Annotated in this window: 13 protein-coding genes and 2 pseudogenes; 6 read left to right on the top strand and 9 right to left on the bottom strand. The window is 64.1% G+C overall.

Annotated features, from left to right (window positions below; genetic code table 11):
- Window positions 1–20: 20 nt before the first annotated feature.
- Window positions 21–1349: a hypothetical protein gene (locus tag ACFY68_RS22885; RefSeq protein ID WP_387532072.1), complete on the bottom strand. Its 1329-nt coding sequence runs from the start codon at window positions 1347–1349 to the stop codon at window positions 21–23.
- A 777-nt stretch (window positions 1350–2126) separates the two neighbouring features.
- Between ACFY68_RS22885 and ACFY68_RS22880 the strand changes: the two genes are divergently transcribed.
- The 3 genes and pseudogenes from ACFY68_RS22880 to ACFY68_RS22870 form a co-directional block, all read left to right on the top strand.
- Window positions 2127–2930: an RHS repeat-associated core domain-containing protein gene (locus ACFY68_RS22880; protein WP_387532069.1), complete on the top strand. Its 804-nt coding sequence runs from the start codon at window positions 2127–2129 to the stop codon at window positions 2928–2930.
- A gap of 259 nt (window positions 2931–3189) precedes the next feature.
- Window positions 3190–3555: pseudogene (locus ACFY68_RS22875) on the top strand (hypothetical protein); the annotation flags it as partial.
- Window positions 3556–3563: 8 nt separating this feature from the next.
- A pseudogene (locus ACFY68_RS22870) lies at window positions 3564–4442 on the top strand (AMP-binding protein); the annotation flags it as partial.
- A 128-nt stretch (window positions 4443–4570) separates the two neighbouring features.
- On the opposite strand, the gene mobA reads toward ACFY68_RS22870, so the two are convergent.
- Window positions 4571–5146 carry a molybdenum cofactor guanylyltransferase MobA gene (mobA, locus tag ACFY68_RS22865; protein ID WP_387532066.1) on the bottom strand — a complete coding sequence of 192 codons (576 nt, stop codon included), beginning with the start codon at window positions 5144–5146 and terminating at the stop codon, window positions 4571–4573.
- A 181-nt stretch (window positions 5147–5327) separates the two neighbouring features.
- Here mobA and ACFY68_RS22860 point away from each other — a divergent pair, with 181 nt between their 5' ends.
- Window positions 5328–5639: an HU family DNA-binding protein gene (locus tag ACFY68_RS22860; protein ID WP_387532063.1), complete on the top strand. Its 312-nt coding sequence runs from the start codon at window positions 5328–5330 to the stop codon at window positions 5637–5639.
- Between the two features lie 38 nt (window positions 5640–5677).
- Here the strand turns inward: ACFY68_RS22860 and ACFY68_RS22855 are convergent, their stop codons facing one another.
- The gene (locus ACFY68_RS22855; protein ID WP_387532060.1) at window positions 5678–8803 is read right to left on the bottom strand and encodes a multidrug efflux RND transporter permease subunit; all 3126 of its coding nucleotides are present in this window, start codon (window positions 8801–8803) and stop codon (window positions 5678–5680) included.
- An 11-nt stretch (window positions 8804–8814) separates the two neighbouring features.
- Window positions 8815–9990 (bottom strand): efflux RND transporter periplasmic adaptor subunit, encoded by a 1176-nt coding sequence (locus ACFY68_RS22850; protein WP_387532058.1) that lies wholly within the window; start codon window positions 9988–9990, stop codon window positions 8815–8817.
- Between the two features lie 157 nt (window positions 9991–10147).
- Between ACFY68_RS22850 and ACFY68_RS22845 the strand changes: the two genes are divergently transcribed.
- Window positions 10148–10849 (top strand): response regulator transcription factor, encoded by a 702-nt coding sequence (locus tag ACFY68_RS22845; RefSeq protein ID WP_346613211.1) that lies wholly within the window; start codon window positions 10148–10150, stop codon window positions 10847–10849.
- Window positions 10850–10855: 6 nt separating this feature from the next.
- Window positions 10856–12154, top strand: a complete 1299-nt coding sequence (locus ACFY68_RS22840; RefSeq protein WP_387532054.1) for an ATP-binding protein — start codon at window positions 10856–10858, stop codon at window positions 12152–12154.
- Here the strand turns inward: ACFY68_RS22840 and ACFY68_RS22835 are convergent.
- The 5 genes from ACFY68_RS22835 to wecB form a co-directional block, all read right to left on the bottom strand.
- The gene (locus ACFY68_RS22835; protein ID WP_387532051.1) at window positions 12129–13220 is read right to left on the bottom strand and encodes a diguanylate cyclase domain-containing protein; all 1092 of its coding nucleotides are present in this window, start codon (window positions 13218–13220) and stop codon (window positions 12129–12131) included. The two genes, ACFY68_RS22840 and ACFY68_RS22835, sit on opposite strands and share 26 nt — an antisense overlap.
- Before the next feature lie 140 nt (window positions 13221–13360).
- Window positions 13361–14200, bottom strand: a complete 840-nt coding sequence (locus ACFY68_RS22830) for a DUF4434 family protein (RefSeq protein WP_387532048.1) — start codon at window positions 14198–14200, stop codon at window positions 13361–13363.
- The gene (locus ACFY68_RS22825; protein ID WP_387532045.1) at window positions 14200–17199 is read right to left on the bottom strand and encodes a phage receptor; all 3000 of its coding nucleotides are present in this window, start codon (window positions 17197–17199) and stop codon (window positions 14200–14202) included. The genes ACFY68_RS22830 and ACFY68_RS22825 overlap by 1 nt, the downstream gene beginning before the upstream one ends.
- The gene (gene nrfB / locus ACFY68_RS22820) at window positions 17196–19370 is read right to left on the bottom strand and encodes a cyclic di-3',5'-guanylate-activated glycosyltransferase NrfB (protein WP_387532042.1); all 2175 of its coding nucleotides are present in this window, start codon (window positions 19368–19370) and stop codon (window positions 17196–17198) included. The genes ACFY68_RS22825 and nrfB overlap by 4 nt, the downstream gene beginning before the upstream one ends.
- Window positions 19367–20521, bottom strand: a complete 1155-nt coding sequence (gene wecB, locus ACFY68_RS22815; RefSeq protein WP_387532039.1) for a non-hydrolyzing UDP-N-acetylglucosamine 2-epimerase — start codon at window positions 20519–20521, stop codon at window positions 19367–19369. The genes nrfB and wecB overlap by 4 nt, the downstream gene beginning before the upstream one ends.
- Window positions 20522–20636: the final 115 nt, after the last annotated feature.

Genomic DNA, 20636 nt, shown 5'->3' with positions numbered 1-20636 from the left:
AAGGCGGAGCCTTTGTCTGTTCATGGCACCAGCACCACGTCTTCGCTGTCGCTACCGCCATTGGCGCTGGTGACCTGCACCTTGGCCGGCGGGATGGGCGAGAGGGAGGTGCTTAGCGTCTTCACCGCACCGTTACCCGCCAGGTTGCCGATGAAGGTGCCGTTGCCGCTCCGCGCCGAAAGTACCGGCGGGCTGGTCTCATCACTGGTGCTTGCCACCAGGGTCAGCTGGCCGCTGGCCAGGCTGAATTCGGCGCGGGTGATGGTCACCAGGTCGGTAAGTGGCAGGTTGGCGGTGGCCGGGCTGCTGGTAGGGATCGCCACACTGTTGTCGGCGGTCAGCACCAACGTGGCCGGGACGATCGGGTTGAGCACCGACTGGGCATACCAGGCGCCGGTACTGTTGGCTTCGGTCAGGTTCAGGTTTGGCGTCTGGCTGGTCAGGGTGACGGCGGCCGGCGGTGGCGGGGCCATCACGAACACATCCTGCTGGGCACGCAGGTCGCCGTTTTCAGTGTGCCGTGAGTAGGTGCTGCGCAGTGGCATCAACGGGGTCGGCCTGGCCACATCGGAAAGCTTGCCCGAAATCGAGAACAGCTCGGTACGCAGGTCAATACCGCCAGGGCCTTCGATGCGCACGAAGTTGGTATTGAACGGGCTGCCGGTGACGCGCTCTTCCAGGTTAGGGTCGCCGATGAAACGTTCGCTGCCCTCGGTGTAAGGGCCGTTGACGCTGCGCAGGAACGGCCCGACATCACCCTTGAGCGCGCCGCTGAAATCGCCGGCGCCAGCGATGCCGATGTCGCGGGTCATGTTGATCGCCCGCCGGCCTGCGGCGGGTACGTCGAACACTTCGACGCCGTACGGGTGGGTGACCACGTAGGTGCCGGCAGTGGGCACATCGACGCGGATGCGCACCCGGGCGAAGCTCACCTGATCGCCTTCTACCGGCTCTTCGGCGGCGAAGGCCGCTTCGATTGCCGTGCCGTAGCTGAGGTCGATGCCGCGGGCCGCGTCGACGATGGCAGCGTCGGCGGTGAACCAGAAGGCCTCGTCGGGGAAGTTGCTGGGGAAAACGATGGGTTGGGTGTCATCGAACACCCCCGGTGTTGGCAGCAGCGTGCACATGTAGGCCGGGGACCCAGGCGCGCCGGCGACACGTGAGCTGACAGCCTTGGTCAGGCACAGGTCCAGGGTTCGCCCGTGGGTGTCCTGATACCAGGCGGCAAAGCCGCCATTGGCGGGGTTGTAGGGACCGGTGTCGACGGCAAACAGCGCTGCCTGTGCCGGGAGCTGGAGCATGCTGGCGAAAATCGCCACGGCCAGCGGGTTGGGTATCGGTCGGTGCATGAGTCTATTCCTCCTGCAAACGGGCCCATGGACTTGGGGCGTCTGGCAGGGGAGCGGCAACAGCCGTGCCAAGTGGCTGGAAATGGGCTGGAGGGCTTGTGGGGCGGGGGGTGGGGGGGGTGGGCGGGTGTGTTTGTGCAGGTTGAATTTGGGGGGTGTTCCCCAGGGTTGGGGGTTGGGAATGGTGGTGGGGGTGGGGTGTAGGGCTTAAGGCTTGCGGTGCGGCGTAGATCGAGCGCCGCCCGCGCGGCGCATCGCGGCTGAAGCCGCTCCTACATTTGTTGCAACGCGCCGTTCCAGGCAGGCCATGGTTGTCCGCCTTGGAGCATGGCTGAAGGCAGGTGGTGCGCCGGCAGCGCCAGCCACAAAATCGCGGCGTGCCAAGTGGGTTGATCGCCTGAAAGCGTTGAAGGCGTTTGGGTTTTGTCTGGCCACGTCGCTTCGATTGCAGGCGCGCGCTGTTGCACACCGAGACGGTGTGAGACGTTGGTGAAACAGTGGGAGCCCAGCTAAAAATGATTGGTAACCGTGTCATGACCTGTGCGTGTTATGACCTGGTAAATCTACTAGTGGCGTCGGAGGGGGCGGTGTGTTTATGTATGAGGCAGATTGAAATTGGCACGGCTATGTGGGTTTTATTCCTTGTGATTGGCCATAAGTTGCAGTTTTTTGAGAGCGGCAAAATGTGAAAGCTTTAGGACAAAATGGGTTGGGTTCGCAATGGCGAAGCTGCTTGGCCGTCAAATGCTACTGAGTGGATGCCTGGGGGGTGGTTTCATGAGATATACTGTCTATGGCTTTTCTGGTGAGCGTACGCATCGTGTTGCTTTAGCATTCAATGGGCAAGCGCTTGACACATTGACCGGATGCTATTTGTTAGGGAACGGGCGGCGAGTGTTCAATCCGAGAATGATGCGCTTTCTCTCGCCTGACCCGTACAGCCCTTTTGGTTTAGGTGGGCTGAATTGTTATGCGTATTGTGGTTGTGATCCGGTCAATCACACGGATCCGAGCGGAAATATAAAGGCCAGACTTTGGGAAGAACGCATTGCAAAACGGTATGTGATTCCGACCGTTGGTTCATCTCGCAACCGCAGCGGAGCAACTCGACATACACCGCCGCCATCACCGCCAGCTGCTAGGGCCGATGCATCCCTCAATTCCAATCCAACAAGTAACTCGAACTCGGTGCCCGGGCCAGCCGGCTCGACAAATTCCGCAGGATCCAGTCAGGCGAGCCAAGTACCTCAGGGTGCTACGAATGAACAAAGTTCTGAAAAACTTAGTTTTTCTAAAGAACTCTGGGACAGCGCTGAGCTTCGTGTCGATATTTATAGAGATGCACATCCTCTTGGTGCCACTCGTGATCACGTGTCGCACCACATAGCGGCTCTACTTATTAGCGACTATCCGAAGAGTGCAGGGAATCCTTTTACTTACCAGAGCTATACGCACCTGGTGATAGGTACTGCTAAATCCAAGGAAGCAAAAAAGTTTATCAACAGGCTCGTCGGTGGTGTTTCGCACTTGCGCAAATGGGAGGAGTTGCAAAAATTGTTAGGAGCTAAAAAGAGGAATTAGCTCCCGGTTTTATGTGGAATTTCATAGCCAACATACAAAAACGCTACTCTCGCCTGTGCTGCACGACCGAGAGTAGCGTGAATCGCTCTACTTCTTTCTCTTCAAAATGACTCTGGATTTCCGACTCGCTGAGCAAAGTGTGGCAATTAGTGCTGCGGTGCTGACGCTTCAGTCGGCCGGCGAACAGACAGGTCGTCCCGTGCCGATTTTAATCGGGCGTGCGAGTGGTAGGGTTGACTGATAATGGTCCCCCAGCGAAACCGATGGCGTGCGCTACGCCACGGAGCGTAGCCTTAATACCGTCGAGCAATTCGACCCGATCATCGGCGAAATCTGCGGCCGTTGCCCATGTCGCTCTGCAGCGCCAGCCCGCCCAGGAATGGAGCGTTTGGTCAACTTCCACCTCAGCCAGTGGCCATCGCTGGAATACCAGGACCAGGCACGCGACCGCGACTGGCTGCACATCGCCCTCAAGCCGGTGGGGCCGGAGCTCGCCAAGCGCTTCCCGCTGGAAAACGCGGCCTGGGCTGACTGGCAGAAAGCCAAACCCACGGCCGATGCTTTACCGGGGCAATGGGACTTGCAGGTAGGGACCTGTTTCAATGCCGCCGCATGGAAAATGTAGTCCACCCCGACCACGGCAGCACCCTGATCTACCCCAACGATGCTTTCGACCCGCTGGCCACGCTACGCGCCGTGGCTGAAGAAAAGGCCACCGCCCTGTATGGCGTGCCGACCATGTTCATCGCTGAACTGGACCACCCACAGCGCGGCGCTTTCGACCTGTCGAGCCTGCGCACCGGCATCATGGCCGGCGCCACCTGCCCGATCGAGGTGATGCGCCGGGTGATCGACGAGATGCACATGGCCGAAGTGCAGATCGCCGACGGCATGACCGAAACCAGCCCGGTGTCATTGCAGACCGGCGTCAATGACGACCTGGAGCGGCGCGTCACCAGTGTCGGCCGCACCCGGCCACGGCTGGAGAACAAGGTGATCGATGCCGACGGCAACAGCGTGCCGCGCGGCGAAATCGGCGAGCTGTGCACCCGGGGTTACAGCGTGATGCTGGGCTACTGGAACAACCCCAAGGCCACCGCTGAAAGCATTGACGATGAAGGCTGGATGCACACCGGTGACCTGGCGGTGATGGACGAGCAGGGGTATGTGCGCATTGTCGGGCGCAGCAAGGACATGATCATCCGCGGTGGCGAGAACATCTACCCGCGGGAGCTTGAGGAATTCTTCTTCACCCACCCGGCGGTGGCCGATGTGCAGGTGATCGGCGTGCCGTGCAGCAAGTATGGCGAGGTGATCGTCGCCTGGGTGCGGCTGCACCCCGGGCATCCCGTCACTGAGGAGCTACTGCGCGAGTGGGCGAGGGCGCGCATCGCGCATTTCAAGGTGCCCCGGCATTTCCGCTTTGTCGATGAGTTCCCGATGACGGTGACGGGCAAGGTGCAGAAGTTCAGGATGCGCGAGATCAGTGTCGAGGAGCTGGCGGGCGGTTGATGTATTGCCGGTGCTGGCCTCTTCGCGGGGCAAGCCCGCTCCCACAGGTCCACCGCCATGTTCGATACAGCGCTGAGCCTGTGGGAGCGGGCTTGCCCCGCGTAGGGGCCGGTGGCATCAACTACAGCTCAACCCTGCAGCAAGTCGGGGCTATTGAAATTGCTCAATCGCTGATCATCCTCGGCACACTCCAAACCTTGCACCGGCTCAAGCAACAGCGCCTTTTGCAAACTCCGCTCACCCGCCGCCCAGGCCTGCTCAAGCACCGGCAGCAACCTGCGCGGCAGCACGCTGAACATCGGCTGCCAATACCCACCCTGGCGCACCATGGCAGCACTGTCATTAGCTACCGCCAGCTGCAGCAAACTCTCGATCAAACCTAGCTCAATCAGTGGTGCATCACAGGCCAGCACCACCACCCACTCATGCCGGGCTACCGTCAGTCCTGCAATTACACCGGCCAACGGCCCCGGGGAGTCCGCTTCGGGATCGGACACCAACTGATTGGCAAACGGGCGATAAAGGTCCTGGTTGCGGTTGCAGGAAATCACCACATCATCGCTCAGCGCCCGCACCACCTGTTGCACATGTGCCACCAGGGGTTCGCCCCGCCATGGCACCAAACCTTTGTCACGCCCACCCATGCGCTGGCCGCGGCCACCGGCGAGGATCAGTGCAGAGAAGGGGGGCAGGGAGCTGGTCATCGTGTCGGTTCCTGATGTTCAAGGACCGCACCCTCCCACGCTGCAGCGCAATTGTCCAGGCTGTCCGGCAAGGGTTGACCTGACATTTTTGCCAGTTGTGTCGATTGGCCGATCCCCCTTCAAATGGGGTGTCGCTCCGGCACCTGTACCGGCGCATTGATGTACGACAAGGAGACTTGGATTGAACAAGCAAGAATTGATAGATGCCGTCGCAGCTAAAACCGAAGTGACCAAGATGGCGGCTCGAATAGCCGTCGATGCCTTTTTAGAGGCTGTTTCTACATCACTGGCCGGAGGTAAGAAAATCTCACTGGTGGGGTTTGGGAATTTCAAGCCCGCGCAACGTCCAGCGCGCATGGGCCGACATCCACGAACCGGCGCCCCCATGGAGATTGCTGCTGCCACTCAGGTCAAGTTCACACCCGGCAAAGGTTTGAAAGAGGCTGTACGGGACGGCGAGATGGAAAGCAAAGCACCCAAATCGCGTAAGTGATGGAGCAATGGGGCTGCCAGGCAGCCCCACTGGCTGTATCAGACGCCTGCGTTTTGAGCGTCGACCGCGTCCGGTTTGCGGCGGCGCTCAGCCAAACGCATCACCACCACAAAGAACACCGGCACGAACACCACCGCCAAGGTGGCGCTGAGCATCCCGCCGATTACCCCGGTACCGATCGCCTGCTGGCTTGCCGAGCTGGCACCAGTGGCGATGGCCAATGGCACCACGCCGAGGATGAACGCCAGCGAAGTCATGACAATCGGCCGTAGGCGCAGGCGGGCAGCCTGGATGGCGGCGTCGACCGCGTCCACACCTTGGTCCACCAGGCTCTTGGCGAACTCGATGATGAGGATGGCGTTCTTCGCCGACAGGCCGATCAGGGTGATCAGGCCGACCTTGAAGAACACGTCGTTGGGCATGCCGCGCAGGGTTACCGCCAGCACCGCACCCAGCACGCCAAGCGGCACCACCAGCAGCACGGCGGTGGGGATCGACCAGCTTTCGTACAGCGCCGCCAGGCATAGGAACACCACTAGCAGCGACAACGCCATCAGCAGCGGCGCCTGGCTGCCGGACAGGCGTTCCTGCAGCGACAGGCCCGTCCATTCCAGGCCAGCGCCGGCCGGTAACTGCGCGACCAGGCGTTCAACCTCGGCCATGGCGTCGCCCGAGCTGTAGCCGGCCGCCGGCTCGCCGGAAATCGACACGGCCGGGTAGCCGTTGTAGCGGGTCAGCTGCACCGGGCCGCTGACCCACTTGGCCTGGACGAAGGCAGCCAGCGGGACCATCTTGCCGCTGCTGTTGCGCACGTGGATTTTCAGCAAGTCCTCGACCTGGCTGCGCTGGTCGCCTTCGGCCTGCACCACCACCCGCTGCATGCGGCCCTGGTTGGGGAAGTCGTTGACGTAGTTGGAGCCCACCGCGGTGTCCAGCACCGCGCCGATATCGGCAAACGAGATGCCCAGCGCGTTGGCCTGGCGGCGGTCGATCTCCAGCTGCACCTGCGGGCTTTCGGCCAGCGATGACTCGCGCACATTGACCAGTATCTTGCTCTTGCGGGCACCGGCCAGCAGTTCGTCGCGGGCGGCCATCAGCGCGGCATGGCCCATGCCGCCGCGGTCCTGCAGGCGGAACTCGAACCCGGTGGATTCACCCAGGCCGTCGATGGGCGGCGGCAGCACCGAGAACGCCACCGCATCCTTGATCTGCGAGAACGCTGCGCTGGCGCGGTCGGCAATCGATTGGGCACTGTCGTCGGCGCCGCGTTCGGACCAGTCCTTCAGGGTGGTGAAGGTCAGTGCGGCGTTCTGCCCACTGCCCGAGAAGCTGAACCCGAGGATCACCGTGGTGTTGCCAACGCCAGGCTCTTCGGCGTTATGCGCCTCGATCTGCGCGGCCACCTGCTCGGTGCGCATGCGGCTGGCACCCGGCGGCAGCTGGATGTCGGTGATGGTGTAGCCCTGGTCCTCGGTGGGCAGGAACGCCGTGGGCAGTTGGCTGAAGCCATAACCCAGCACGGCCAGTAGCACGCCGTACACCAGCAGGTAACGACCGCTGCGCTTGAGGGCGTTGACGACCCAGCGCTCGTAGCCGTTGCTCATGGCCTCGAAACGCCGGTTGAACCAGCCAAAGAACCCTGTGCGCTCGTGGTGCTCGCCCTTGGCCAGGGGCTTGAGCAGGGTAGCGCACAGGGCCGGCGTCAGGCTCAGGGCCAGGAACGCCGAGAACAGGATCGACACCGCCATCGACAGCGAGAACTGTTGGTAGATGACGCCCACCGAACCCTTCATGAACGCCATGGGCAGGAACACCGCCACCAGCACCAGGGTGATGCCGACAATGGCGCCGCTGATCTGGCCCATGGCCTTGCGCGTGGCCTCCTTGGGCGGCAGGCCTTCTTCGGCCATGATCCGCTCGACGTTTTCCACCACCACGATGGCGTCGTCCACCAGGATGCCGATGGCCAGCACCATGCCGAACAGGGTCAGCACGTTGACCGAGAAGCCCAGCGCCAGCATGACGGCGAAGGTGCCCATCAGCGCCACCGGCACCACCAGGGTCGGGATCAGCGTGTAGCGCAGGTTCTGCAAGAACAGGAACATCACCGCGAACACCAGCAGCATGGCTTCGAACAAGGTACTGATGACCTGCTGGATCGACACCTTGACGAACGGCGAGGTGTCGTAAGGGATGTCGTACTTGACCCCTTCGGGGAAGTAGCGCGTCAGCTCCTGCATCTTCGCCCGCACCAGCGTGGCGGTTTCCATGGCGTTGGCGCCCGGCGCCAGCTGCACGCTGAAGGCACTGGCCGGCTTGCCGTTCAGGCGCGTGCCGTACTGGTATTCCTGGGCGCCGATCTCGACCCGGGCAACATCGCCGATGGTCACCGTCGAGCCGTCCTGGTTCGCCCGCAGCACGATCGCGGCAAACTCCTCAGGGGTGCTCAGCTGGCCTTTGACCACCACGTTGGCGGTGATCTCCTGGGTGCTGCGGGCGGGGAGGTCGCCGATGCTGCCGGGTGCGACCTGGGCGTTCTGCGCAGCGATGGCCTCGGCCACGTCATTGGGCGTCAGGTTGAAACCGATCAGCCTGGCCGGGTCGATCCAGATACGCATGGCCCGCTCGGAACCGTACAGCTGAGCCTTGCCGACGCCCTTGAGGCGGCGGATTTCGTTCATCACATTGCGCGCCAGAATGTCCGACAGCGCGGTTTCGTCGAGCGTGCCGTCCTCGGACGTCAGGGTGCCAAGCAGCAGGAAGCCGGTGGAGACCTTTTCCACCTGCAGGCCCTGCTGGGTGACCGGGCGCGGCAGGCGCGACTCGACCACCTTGAGACGGTTCTGAACATCGACCTGGGCCAGGTCGGGGTGGGTACCCGGTTCGAAGGTGGCGGTGATGGTGGCGCTACCCAGGCTGCTCTGCGACTCGAAGTACAGCAGGTTGTCGGCGCCGTTGAGCTCCTGCTCGATCAGGCTGACCACGCTCTCGTCCATGGTCGCCGCCGAGGCGCCCGGGTACACGGCATAGATTTCCACCTGCGGCGGCGCCACGTTGGGGTACTGGGCCACCGGCAACTGCGGGATGGCCAGCGCGCCGGCCAGCAGGATGAAAAACGCGACCACCCAGGCGAACACCGGGCGGTCGATGAAGAATTGCGGCATGGGTCAGGCCCTCATTGGCCGTTGTGCTGGGCGATGGGCTGGGTGTTCTGGCTGGCGTCGACCTGCACCTGGTCACCGGCCTTGACGTGCTGCAGGCCTTCGACCACCACGCGGTCACCGGCTGCAAGGCCTTCGCTGACGATCCAGCGGTCGCCCTGGGCGTTGCCGAGGACCACCTGGCGTTCGCTGATGCGCGCCTGCACGTCGACCACCAGCACCTTCGGTACACCAGCGCTGTCGCGCAGGATTGCGCGCTGCGGCACGCTGATGCCCTTGGGCTGCACGGCCTGCTCCAGGCGTACGCGCACATAGCTGCCGGGCAGCAGGTCGAGGTTCGGGTTGGGGAACTCGCTGCGCAGGGTGATCTGGTTGGTGCTCGGGTCGACGCTGATGTCGGAGAACAACAACTTGCCGGGCAACGGGTAGGCACTGCCGTCATCCTGGATCAACGTGGCGCGCGCCTCGCCGTTGCCGGCCTGCTGCAGTTCGCCCGCGCGCAAGGCGCGGCGCAGGGTGTTGAGCTCGCGGGTCGACTGGGTGACGTCGGCATGGATCGGGTCCAGTTGCTGGATGGTGGCCAGCGGCGTGGTCTCGTTCTGCCCCACCAGGGCACCTTCGGTGACCAGCGCGCGGCCGATGCGCCCGGCGATCGGCGCCGTGACGGTGGCGTAGCCCAGGTTCAGGCGAGCCCGCTCCAGTGCAGCCTTGGCCTCGGCCACTTCGGCGTCAGCCTGAAGGAAGGCGGCCCGGGCGTTGTCGTATTCCTGGCGGCTGACGGCCTTGTCATCGACCAGGTCGCGGTAGCGCTGTTCCTGCAGGCGCGCCTGGTACAGGTTGGCCTGGGCCTTGGCCAGGGTGGCCCGGGCGCTGTCGTGGTCGGCTTTGAACGGCGCCGGGTCGATGAGGAACAGCACGTCGCCTTGCTTGACGTCGCTGCCCTCGCGGTAAACACGCTTGAGCACCACGCCGGCGACCCGCGCACGCACTTCGGCCGTGCGCGGGGCCAGAATGCGCCCGCTCAGCTCGGCGCTGATCGCCAGCGGCTGCAACTGCAGGGTTTCTACCCCGACGTGGGGCGTGGGTGCCTGCTCGTCCTGCTCGGCGTCGTCGCCACAACCGGCCAGGGACAGGGTAAGCAGTGCCAGAAGCGCCAAAGGGCGCAGGCGATGGGTAAATATGATAGGCATACGGATCTTCCGATGATGACCGTGCGTATGCTAAGGCAGAGGTTGCCTGAGCGCCTGTTAAGCTGTGTAGGGCGAGTGTGAAAAAGTGTGAAGAACAATCCTGTCTGCGGGCGGGATTCTATATCCTGCCGGTCTTTCCCCTTGTGTCCAAGCGCTTATGCCAAACCTTCTTCTGGTCGAAGACGACAGTGCCCTGTCCGAGCTGATTGCCAGCTACCTGCAACGCAATGACTTCCATGTGCGGGTGATCGCCCGGGGCGATCATGTGCTGGAGGCGTTCCGCCAGGACAAACCGGACCTGGTCATCCTCGACCTGATGCTGCCGGGCATCGACGGCCTGCAGGTTTGCCGCCTGCTGCGCCAGGAATCACAAAGCCTGCCGATCCTGATGCTCACGGCCCGCGACGACAGCCACGACCAGGTGCTGGGCCTGGAGATGGGCGCCGACGATTACGTGACCAAGCCCTGCGAGCCGCGGGTGCTGCTGGCACGTGTACGCACCTTGCTGCGCCGCAGCAGCGTGCACGAGCCGCGCCTGGATAGCGAACAGATCCTGGTCGGCGGTTTGCGTATCGACCTGGCCGAGCGCGTGGTCAGCTGGCGCGGCGAAGAGGTGGAACTGTCCAGCGGCGAGTACAACCTGCTGGTGGTGCTGGCCCGCAATGCCGGCGAAGTGCTCAGCCGCGACCGCATCCTCCAGCAATTGCGTGGCATCGAGTTCAACGGCACCGACCGCTCGGTGGACGTGGCCATCTCCAAGCTGCGCCGCAAGTTCGACGACAGCGCCGGCGAGGCGCGCAAGATCAAGACCGTGTGGGGCAAGGGCTACTTGTTCAGCCGCGTCGAATGGGAGTGCTGATACCGCATGCTGAAGATTCTGGTGCGCCTGTACCTGGTGATCATCGTCGCTTACGCCGGTGCGCTGCTGTTGATCCCGGACACCATCGTCGGCCTGTTCCATGACCGCTTCATGGCCTACAACCTGGACCAGGCCAAGGGTGTGCAATCGCTGATCGTCCGCCAGTTCCGCCAGGCCCCGCGCGAGCAGTGGCCTGCGGTCGAGCAGGACCTGGCCAAGGTATTCGCGCCGCTGCAGGTGACGCTGCTGCGCACCGACCAGGCCGGTTTGAGCCCGCAGGAGCAGGCACGCCTGGAGCACGGCCTGTACGCAGTGCGCATCGGCGACTGGGGTTATTACCAAACCGTGCTGGCCCCGCTGGAACAAGGCTGGCTGGTGAGCCTGCACGCGCCGCCAGACCCCCTGGACATCAATGTGCTGTCGTGGGGCGTGACGGTGCTGATCGGCGCCGCCATGCTCGGCTGCCTGCTGCTGTGGGTATGGCCGCACTGGCGTGACCTGGAGCGCCTCAAGGAAACCGCCAGGCGCCTGGGCCAGGGGCAGATGGCCGAGCGCACGCATATCTCGCCGCATTCGAACATCGGTGAGCTGGCCGGGGTATTCGACACCATGGCCAGCGACCTGGAGCGCCACGTCAACCAGCAGCGCGAGCTGCTCAATGCGGTGTCCCATGAACTGCGCACGCCGCTCACGCGGCTGGATTTCGGCCTGGTGCTGTTGTTTGACGAAGTGCCGCCCAGCAGCCGCAAGCGCCTGCTGGAGCTGGTCGGGCATGTGCGTGAGCTGGACGAACTGGTGCTCGAGCTGCTGTCATACAGCCGGCTGTACAACGCCGACCAGGCCCGCGAGCGGGTGGAGGTGTCATTGCTGGAACTGGTCGACAGCGTGCTCGGCGGCTTTGCCGAAGAACTCGACAGCCGTGGCATCCAGTGGGAGGTGCGCGCCGAAGGCGATCTGCCACGCTTCGTGCTCGACCCACGGCTGACCGCCCGCGCGGTGCAGAACCTGGTGCGCAACGGCATGCGCTATTGCGACCAGAGCCTGCTGCTGCGCTTGCGCCTGGAAGCGGACGGCGCCTGCCTGCTGACCGTCGAGGACGACGGCATCGGCATCCCGGTGCAGGAGCGCGAGCGGATCTTCCAGCCGTTCTACCGCCTGGACCGCAGCCGCGACCGCAATACCGGCGGCTTCGGCCTGGGCCTGGCGATCAGCCGGCGGGCCATCGAGGGCCAGGGCGGAACGCTCACCGTGGCGCAGTCAGCGCTGGGTGGGGCGCAGTTCAGGATTCGGCTGCCAGCCGGCTAGTCCACAGCACAAAGCGGTCCTTGCCGGTGTGCTTGGCCTCGTACAGCGCCTGGTCGGCCTTGACCAGCGCCATGGTCAGGGTATCTGCGCTGCCCAGCTCGGCCAGCCCGATGCTGATCGTCACCGGGTGCGCACCCAGGTCTTCGCGCACCCGCTTGCACAACGATTCAACCTGCCGCTCGGCGGCTTGCTGATCCAGCCCGTGGAGGAAGATCGCAAATTCCTCGCCGCCGAGCCTTGCGAACTCATGGCCCGCCATCGATGCTTTTATGTGCACGGCCACACGCTTGAGCACTTCATCGCCGACATCATGCCCGAAGCGGTCGTTGACCTTCTTGAAATTGTCGATGTCGATCATCGCTAGCCACTGCCCAGGTGGTGCCTGCTGTAATTGGCGTTGAGCCTTGGCCATGAACGAGCGGCGGTTGGGGATTTCGGTGAGCACATCGACGTAGGCCTGTTCCAGCAGCAACTTGGACATGTAGAAATTGTGCAGCTTGGCCTGGCGGATGCGCAGGTAGCTGTAGATCACCAGGCCGCTGAGGAACACCGCGTAGCTCAGCAACATGGCTGCCTCGAGGTCGTCCAGGTCGATGTTGGTGTCGTAGAACGGATTCAGCATCGCCCAGGTGATGGCCATGGCGCAGAAGAACGACCAGCGCCGTACCGGCAGTACCGAGACGCTGTACAGCACGGTGGAGGTGCCGAGCACCAGCCAGACCGGGCGAAGGGCGATCGGGATGCCTTCGATGACCAGGCGCATGCCCAAGGTGATGACGGCTATGAACAGCAGGTTGAGCACGTCGAAGTGGTGGGTCTTGCGGGTAAAACCCAGGACCACGGTGAGGCAGCACATCAGCGCCAGAAACAGGCCTGAAAGCCAGGTGAAACCTTGGTTGCCCAGGTAGCTGACCATCAGGTCGAAGAGCAACCACACAGCGATGCTAAGGCAGAAGATCAGTTGGCAGAAGCGTCGAGCGGTGTCGTATTCATGCTGGCGAAATTCGGCGCGCAGGGCTGCGGGGGCCACTTGCTGGCGCACATATTCCTCGATGGTCTTGAACATTCATCTGGCCCTGTTGAGGAGTGCTTTGGCGTGCTGGCCTCATCGCGGGCAAGCCCGCTCCTACGGGATAATTGCTGACCTAAGGGCGGTGGTCGACCTGTAGGAGCGGGCTTGCCCGCGATGAGGCCCGAACAGGCGACTCAATTCTGCGGCAGGATACCCCGAGCCCACGGCCGGTAGCGCAGGGCAAACACCGCTTCGGCATGGCACCCACCCGTCAGCCTGGGAGTGGCCGGCTCGGCCCGAAACGCCTGCCCTGGCGCGCTTACCTGGCGAAACGCCTCACGCACCACCCCGACCCTGCACGGCAAGGCCTGTTCGTACCCCTGGCGCACCAAAGGCGGCAACCGCCCGGTCCCGGCACCGTCCTGCCACCACACAGTCAAACCCAACCCCACCAGTTGTTCCAACCACGCGGCGTTGACCCGCGGTGCCAGCGTGCCGGCACTGAACGCACTGATGTGCAGCGGCTTGTCCAACTGCCGGTTGAACGCCTGCAACTGGCCGTACAGTGCTTCACGGCGTGTGTGGTCACGAAAGTGCAGATCGTCCAGCTCCATCGGCAGGTACCAGCCGGCTACCTCCAGGTTCCATTCCTTGCGCACCTGCTGGTACTGGCTCAGTGAGCGGCCCAGCTGCGCTTTCCAGTAGCTGTCCAGGCCATCTCCATCGAGCGCTTCGAGGCGCTGGTAATAGGCCGGGTCCATGTACAAGCCGAGCACCAGCTCCAACCCCTGCGCGCGGGCTTCGCGCAGGCTGTTGGCCAGCCAGCCCTGGGCGCCGCCGAAATCGCTGTCACCGTAGGCGCTCCACTGCACGATCAGGGTCTTGCCGCCGTGCGCTGCGGTGGCGCGCCACAGTTGCTGCCACTGGGCTGGGCTGACCGCGGCGTCGCGGTTCAGGGGTTGGTAGAACAGCCGCTGGTCGGCCATGGCCGGCAGGCACAGGGCAAGCATGCAGATTGCCAGGAAGGTACGCATCAGAAGGTCATCTCCGCGCCCACCAGCACGCCGTTGGCGCGCTCGTAGAGGTTGCCACCCAGCGACTGCTGGTACTCGGCGCGCACTTTCAGCGAGCCGCGGTAGGCGTTGTAACGGTCGTCGTCGAACCACCATTGCCAACGCACACCCACGCCTGCCCGGGCGTCCTGGCGCCAGTCATTGCTCGGGTCCTGGCTGGCAAATTCGAGGAAGCCATAAGGCATCAGGGTTTGCGGCGAGGTGCCAGGCAGCTTCCAGGCATGCCCCTGCTGGTAGCGCGACAACCAGGCATGGTCGCCGGCGCGGGTCCACCAGGCGGCGTCCAGGTACAGAAAGCGCTCGTTCCAGTCGTCCTCGTCAACACGCCAGTCGTTACGCCAGTCGCCTTGGTCGAGGAATGAGGCCGTCGCGCGCAACAGCAAGTCGTTGCTCGATTCGGCGTTGTGGCGCAAATCGCCCCAATTGCTACCGACCTTGGCCGGGCTCAGCAGCTCGCCAAGGCTCAGCCCGCTGTAATGCTCGGCGTCGATCTGGCGTTGGTGATACAGCTCGGCATACAGGTTGAGGTTGGCCTGGCCCAGCGGCTTGTAGCGCAGGCCGACGCCAGTGCCCATGCTTTGCGCGTAGTCGGTGCGGCTCTGGCCGCCGAAAAGCACGCGGCCGTACACCGACAAGGTGCTGCCATTGCGGCTGGGCTCCTCGCCCAGTGCGTGGTCCCACATGGCCAACTGCACGTTCTGCGACTGTGCCCGGCGAGCACTGCCGCTGCGCTGGCCGGTATCGAGGAATTTGTCGTTGGTCGAGGTGCCGGCTGGCGACCAGGTGCTGGCCAGGGTGACGCTGTCGCGCCGCGACAGGGTTTCGTGAGCGCGTCGCTGGCGGTACTTGCGCGCATCGAGGCTGCCATATTCATCGTCACCGTCGACCAGGTGCTGCTCTACGTCGATGATCCGGCGCAGCTCGCGGCGGGCAGAGGCGCTGTCTTCGGCTTCGTCGTAACGCAGGGCGAGGGTTTCGCCGAGGCGGTAGTCCTCCGGAAAATCGCGCGTGGCGCTTTGCAGGTAAGGGATCGACTGGCGGCGCTGGGCCTTGTCGGGCGAACCGGCCAAACGCATGCCGTAGTCGGCGCGGTAGCGGGGCTGGTCCGGCGCCAGGCGTACCGCCTCGGCCAGCCAGGCCGTGCCCTGGGCGCTGTCGCCGGCCAGTTGCGCGGTGCTGGCGGCTGCGTAGTAGTGGTCGGCGCGCGGGTTGTGCGCCAGGGCCTGACGCTGGAAGCCAAGCGCTGCCTGCAGGTCGCCCTGGCGCTGGGCGATGGCGGCGCCTAGGGCCCAGTCGTCGGCGTTGTTGTGCGCAGCGGCGTCCCAGTAGCGGCGCGCGGCCTGTGGGTCGCCTGCGTGCAAGGCGCCAGCGGCGGCCGTCAGGCGGGCGTTGTCGGTCCAGGCGCTGTCGGGCAGGCTGCGCCAGATCGGCAGGGCGGCTGTGGAGTCGCCGGCGGCCTCCAGGGCGTAGGCCAGCGGTAGGCGGTTGCCGCTGTCGCCCAGGCGTTCAGCGGCCTGGTAGTAGACCACTGCTGCACCGGGCTGCTCGGGCATGGCGCAACGGCCCAGGGCGCGGTACTGCCCGGCTTCGCTTGGGTTGGCAGGGACAGCCTGGTGTACGGCGTTGCACTGGCCGGCTTCGGCCAGGCGCCCGAGCAGTTGGGCGCGTGTTTGGGTATCGACGCGTGGGATCAGGCCCAACATCCGTTGGCTGTCCAGCGGCCCGTCGTTACGCGCGTAAAAATTGCCCAGGCGCTGCAGCAGCGAGGGCGTCAGCCGGCCCTGACGGCGATCGTAGGCCTGCTCAAGAAGGCTTCGTGCACGTTCGCTGTGGCCCTGCTGTACCAGCAGGAAGGTTGCCTGTTCAAGTGCGGCCAGGTCACCGCTCTGGCGGTAGCGTTGCTCCCACTCGGCGGCCGTGCGTGGTTGTGGCGGTTGCACGGGGTCGCCGTAAAGGCGCTGCTTGAGTATGGCGTAGGCGCGCGGGTCGCTGGCGGCGGGGCAGCCTTTGAACTGGTCGCGGGCGACCTCCGGGTCATGCCGAGACAGCCAGTCCACCGTTTCCAGGCACGGGCGCTGCAGTTCGTTGCTCAGGCGCCGCAGCAACGTCGCATCGTCGCCTTCACGGGCCAGTTCCCACAGTTGCTGGCGTTGTTCGGGCTGTTGCAGCTGCTCGGCAGGGAGGGTTTGCAGCCAGCGTTGCGCCTGCTGGTTATGGCCCACGGCGATGGCCCGGTTGGCCATGGCCAGCCGTGTCTGGTTGGCGACTTCAGGGGAGGGCGCGCTTTGCAGCAACCGTGTCAGGCCCTTTTCATCCACTTGCTGGACATACGCATTGGCCAGGCGCTGCCAGTCTTCAGCCGGCAGCTGGCCTTTTTCGGCCAAGGGCTGGAGCTGTTCGATGGTCTCTTTCCAGTTGCGCAACTGTTCGGCGAAATTGGCCCGGGCCAGGCGCAGCACCTGGCCATCGTCACGGGGTGGTAACTGGCTGAGCCATTGCAGGGCTTTGCCGGCACCGCCGAACTTGGCCAGGCTCAGGCTGTAGGCCTGCCATAGCCGTACCCGCTGCATGCCGTCGGCCGTAGCCAGCCAGCTTTCCACCTGGCTGGCGGGCGGTGGGTCCTGTTCGATCCAGGTCAGGCGCAGCTGCAGCAGGGCATCGGTGTGCTCGGGGCCATCGAGTTGCTCGGCCAGGGCTTGTGCCTCTTTGTAGCGGCGTTGGTGGGCCAGCGCCTCCACCAGCAAGGCGCGCGCCTCGTCATTGTTCGGCACGCGGCCCAGCACATGGCGGGTGAGGCGTTCGACCTCGGCCCAGTTGTCCTTTTTCGCTTCGCGGTAACTGCGCTCCATGAACGGGTAGCTGGTGAAACGCTGAAAGTCCGTCATGGGCGCGGCCAGGGTGGGCAGGGCGGTGGAGCACAGCAACAGGCCGGTGAAGGTGAGGGTGAAACGCGGCTTCATGCCACCTCCCTGATCAGGTCAAAGGCGGCCTGCTGTTCGCTGGCCTGCTCGGCGAGCGCCTGCTGCAGCACGTGCTCGGTGATGATGCCGCGCGCGATCAGGTGCTCGCCAAGGCTCTGCTGCTCGGGGTCGAAGTCGATCAGTGCCTGGTTGAACAAGGTCGGCGGAACCATGCCGCGCACCTGCAGCAGGGTACCGAGCATGACCTGGTGAGTGCTGACCTGTTCGATCAGCTCGGCATTGTCCTGGTGGAGTTCGAGCACCTTGAGCATCTGCTGGGTCTCGGCGTGCTGCCAAGGGCTGGGGTAGTGCAAGCGCAGCCCTAGGGTGACGCGGCCCTGGGGCGCCAGGCGGCAACGGACGGGCCGTTTGAGCTGGCGGCTGATCACCCCCAGCGACACCTGGCTGACCGGGCTCTCGCTGGCCAGCACCAGCGTACTGCCGTCTTGCGCCACCGGCAGCACGCCGTAATGGGTGGCCAGGCGGCGCGGCAGTTGGGCGATCAGCTCTGCGTCGAGCTTGAAGGGGTTGAGCGGCGCCCAAGGCATGTCCAGTTGCTCGGCCAGGGTCTGCACCAGCTGCTCGCTGGTCAGCCAGCCGCGCAGCAACAGCTCGCGGCCCAGGCGCCGGCGCACCGGGCTGATGATGGCCTGCTCAAGCTGTTGTTCGCTGATGTAGCCTTTCTCGACCAGGCGGTGGCCCAGTGGCGTGCGGGCCGGCGAGGCGAGGGCGGGGAACTCGTGGGTGGTCTTGTCCCAGGCTACCCGGCGCGAGTCGCCCATCTCCATGACCTGGCGCAGCGCGCGCAGGTTGGCGAAGAAATTGACGAAGTTGCTCCACATCATGCGCGGTGCCGACAGCAGCCCCTCGCCGATGCCGTAATAGCGAGTAACGAACCAGCCGCGCTGGAACAGCCGGTTGATCAGCATCAGGCCGTTGAGCCAGAGCAGGGTGGTGAGCAGCCAGCTGTCACTGAGGATCGACATGAAACGCCAGGACTGCGGCGCGATCACCGTCACCAGCCACATGGCCAGCAACACCAGCAGCAACAGGTTGACGAGAAAACTCAGCAGGTAGGCGAACAGGCCGCGCCGGTCCCGCCAGAGGAAGTAGTTGAGTGCGCCCGTGCGGCTCCAGCCGAGGTTGCTGGTGCCCTGGAACACAATGCCGACGATCCACCGCGACTTCTGCCGAATGGCGTGCTGCCAGTCGCGCGGGAAGTGCTCGCGCACGCAGATCACCTGGGAGAACTCGCGGCTCATCCCCCAGCGCCAGTCGTGCTTGAGCGCCAGCGCCGGGTCGGTCACCGAATAGCGGGCGAAGATGCACTTCATGCCTTTTTGCTTCAGGCGAAAACCGATGTCGTAGTCTTCGGTGAGGCTCTGCACGTCGAAGGCGATGCCGTCGCCGTCTTCGAGCAGTGCGCTGATGGCGCGGCGGCTGAAGCAAGTGCCGACGCCTGCGCTGGGCACCTGGCCGGTGAGGGCTTCGCGCACGATCACGTCCTTGCCATGGTTTTCGGCGAATTCGTCCACATAGTGCCCCGCGGTGAAGCCTTTCCATTCCGGCGCATAGGGGTACACCGGGATCTGGATCATGTCCTTGGCCGGCAGCAGGTAGTTGAACAGCCGCAACTCCATGGGCGAGATAACGTCCTCGGCGTCGTGCAGGATGAACCCCGCGAACTCGATGCGTGCGTCGTCCTGGAAACGCAGGATGGCATCGATGATGTTGTTCAGGCAGTCGGCTTTGCTGGTCGGGCCGGGGCGCGCGCAGACCACCTTGTGCACGTTGGGGTAGTGCAGGCACACGGCGTCGACGTCGGCCTGGGTTTGCGGGTCGTTGGGGTAGGTGCCGACAAAGATCTGGTAGTTCTCGTAGTCGATGGTCGAGGCCGCCAGGCGCGCCATTTCGCCGACCACACCCACTTCGTTCCAGGCCGGGACCATGATCGCCAGCGGTTTTTCCGGCACTTCGAACAGGCGTTTTTCGTCAGCCTTTTCGTACTTGTCGTAGATGCGCACTTGCCGCACCACCTTGCGGCACCAGTAGCACAGGTCGATGAACAGGTCATCGAGGCCGAGCAGGAACATCAAGGTGGCAAGGATGATGGCCAGGATCTTCAGGCCGAACAGCACATAGGTGAGGAAGTCGACGAAAGCCAGGCTCATGCGTCACCCTGTTGACGGGTGGTTTCGTCGAACCAGAGGCTCAAGCGTTCGGCGATGATCTCGCTGGCGTGGCCCTCGCCGAACGGCGTGAATACCCGGGCCATGCGCGTGTAGGCTTGTTCATCGTCAAGCAGCTGGCTGGTTTCCTTGACGATACGCTCGGCCTGGGTGCCGACCAGCTTGACCGTGCCGCCTTCGAGCACCGACGGGCGCTCGGTCACCTTGCGCAGTACCAGCACGGGCTTGCCCAGCGCGGGGGCTTCTTCCTGCACGCCACCGGAGTCGGTGAGGATGATGTAGGCGCGGTTCATCAGCCAGACAAAATGCTGATAATCCTGCGGCGCCACCAAATGGATGTTGTCACGGCCGGAAAGCAGGCCGTAGACGGCCTTCTGTACCTGCGGGTTGAGGTGCACGGGGTAGACGAACTGCACGTCGGGGTAGCGCAGGGCCAATTCGGCCAGGGCCAGGCAGATGCGTTCGAAGCCGGCGCCGAAGTTTTCCCGGCGATGGCCCGTGATCAGCACCATGCGCTGGTCGTCGCGCAGGGTGTGCAGGGGTGAGTCGGCCGAGGGGTGCCAGGCTGTTTGGGCCAGGTATTCGCGCATCCACAGCAGGGCATCGATAACGGTATTGCCGGTGACTTCGATGTGCTTCAGCGGTACGCCTTCACGCAGCAGGTTGTCGCGGGCTTTGCGGGTGGGGGCGAAGTGCAGGTCGGCGATCACCCCGGTCAGGCGCCGGTTGGCCTCCTCGGGCCAGGGTTGCTGCAGGTTACCGGTGCGCAACCCCGCTTCGACGTGGCCGATGGGGATGTGCCGGTGGAAGGCTGCAAGGCCTGCAATGAAGCTGGTGGTGGTGTCGCCGTGCACCAGCACGATATCCGGGTTGACCTTCTCGAACGCCTTGTCGATCTTGTCCAGCAGGTCACGGGCCAGCCCGTTGAGGGTCTGGTTCTGGGTCATCACCTTGAGGTCCTGATCGACGCTCAGGCCGAACGCGGTGAGCACCTGCTCGAGCATCTCGCGGTGCTGGCCGGTGGAGCAGATATGCAGGTCGATGTCCGGCCATTCGCGCAATACCCTGGCCAGAGGGGCCATCTTGATCGCTTCTGGGCGGGTACCGAATATCATCATGACGGTGTTTGCCATCGTCTTGCTCCTCGTACGATTCCCTGGACGAAGTTGTACGAATTCGCGTTGCTTGCAAGGGATAGATACAAGCAGCCGGGGGAGGGGTTGTCCAATGTGGGGGGCTGGAATCGGT

It is taken from the genome of Pseudomonas sp. NPDC012596 (assembly GCF_042902325.1).
Taxonomy (GTDB): domain Bacteria; phylum Pseudomonadota; class Gammaproteobacteria; order Pseudomonadales; family Pseudomonadaceae; genus Aquipseudomonas.
This window is presented reverse-complemented; position numbering and strand designations above follow the sequence as displayed.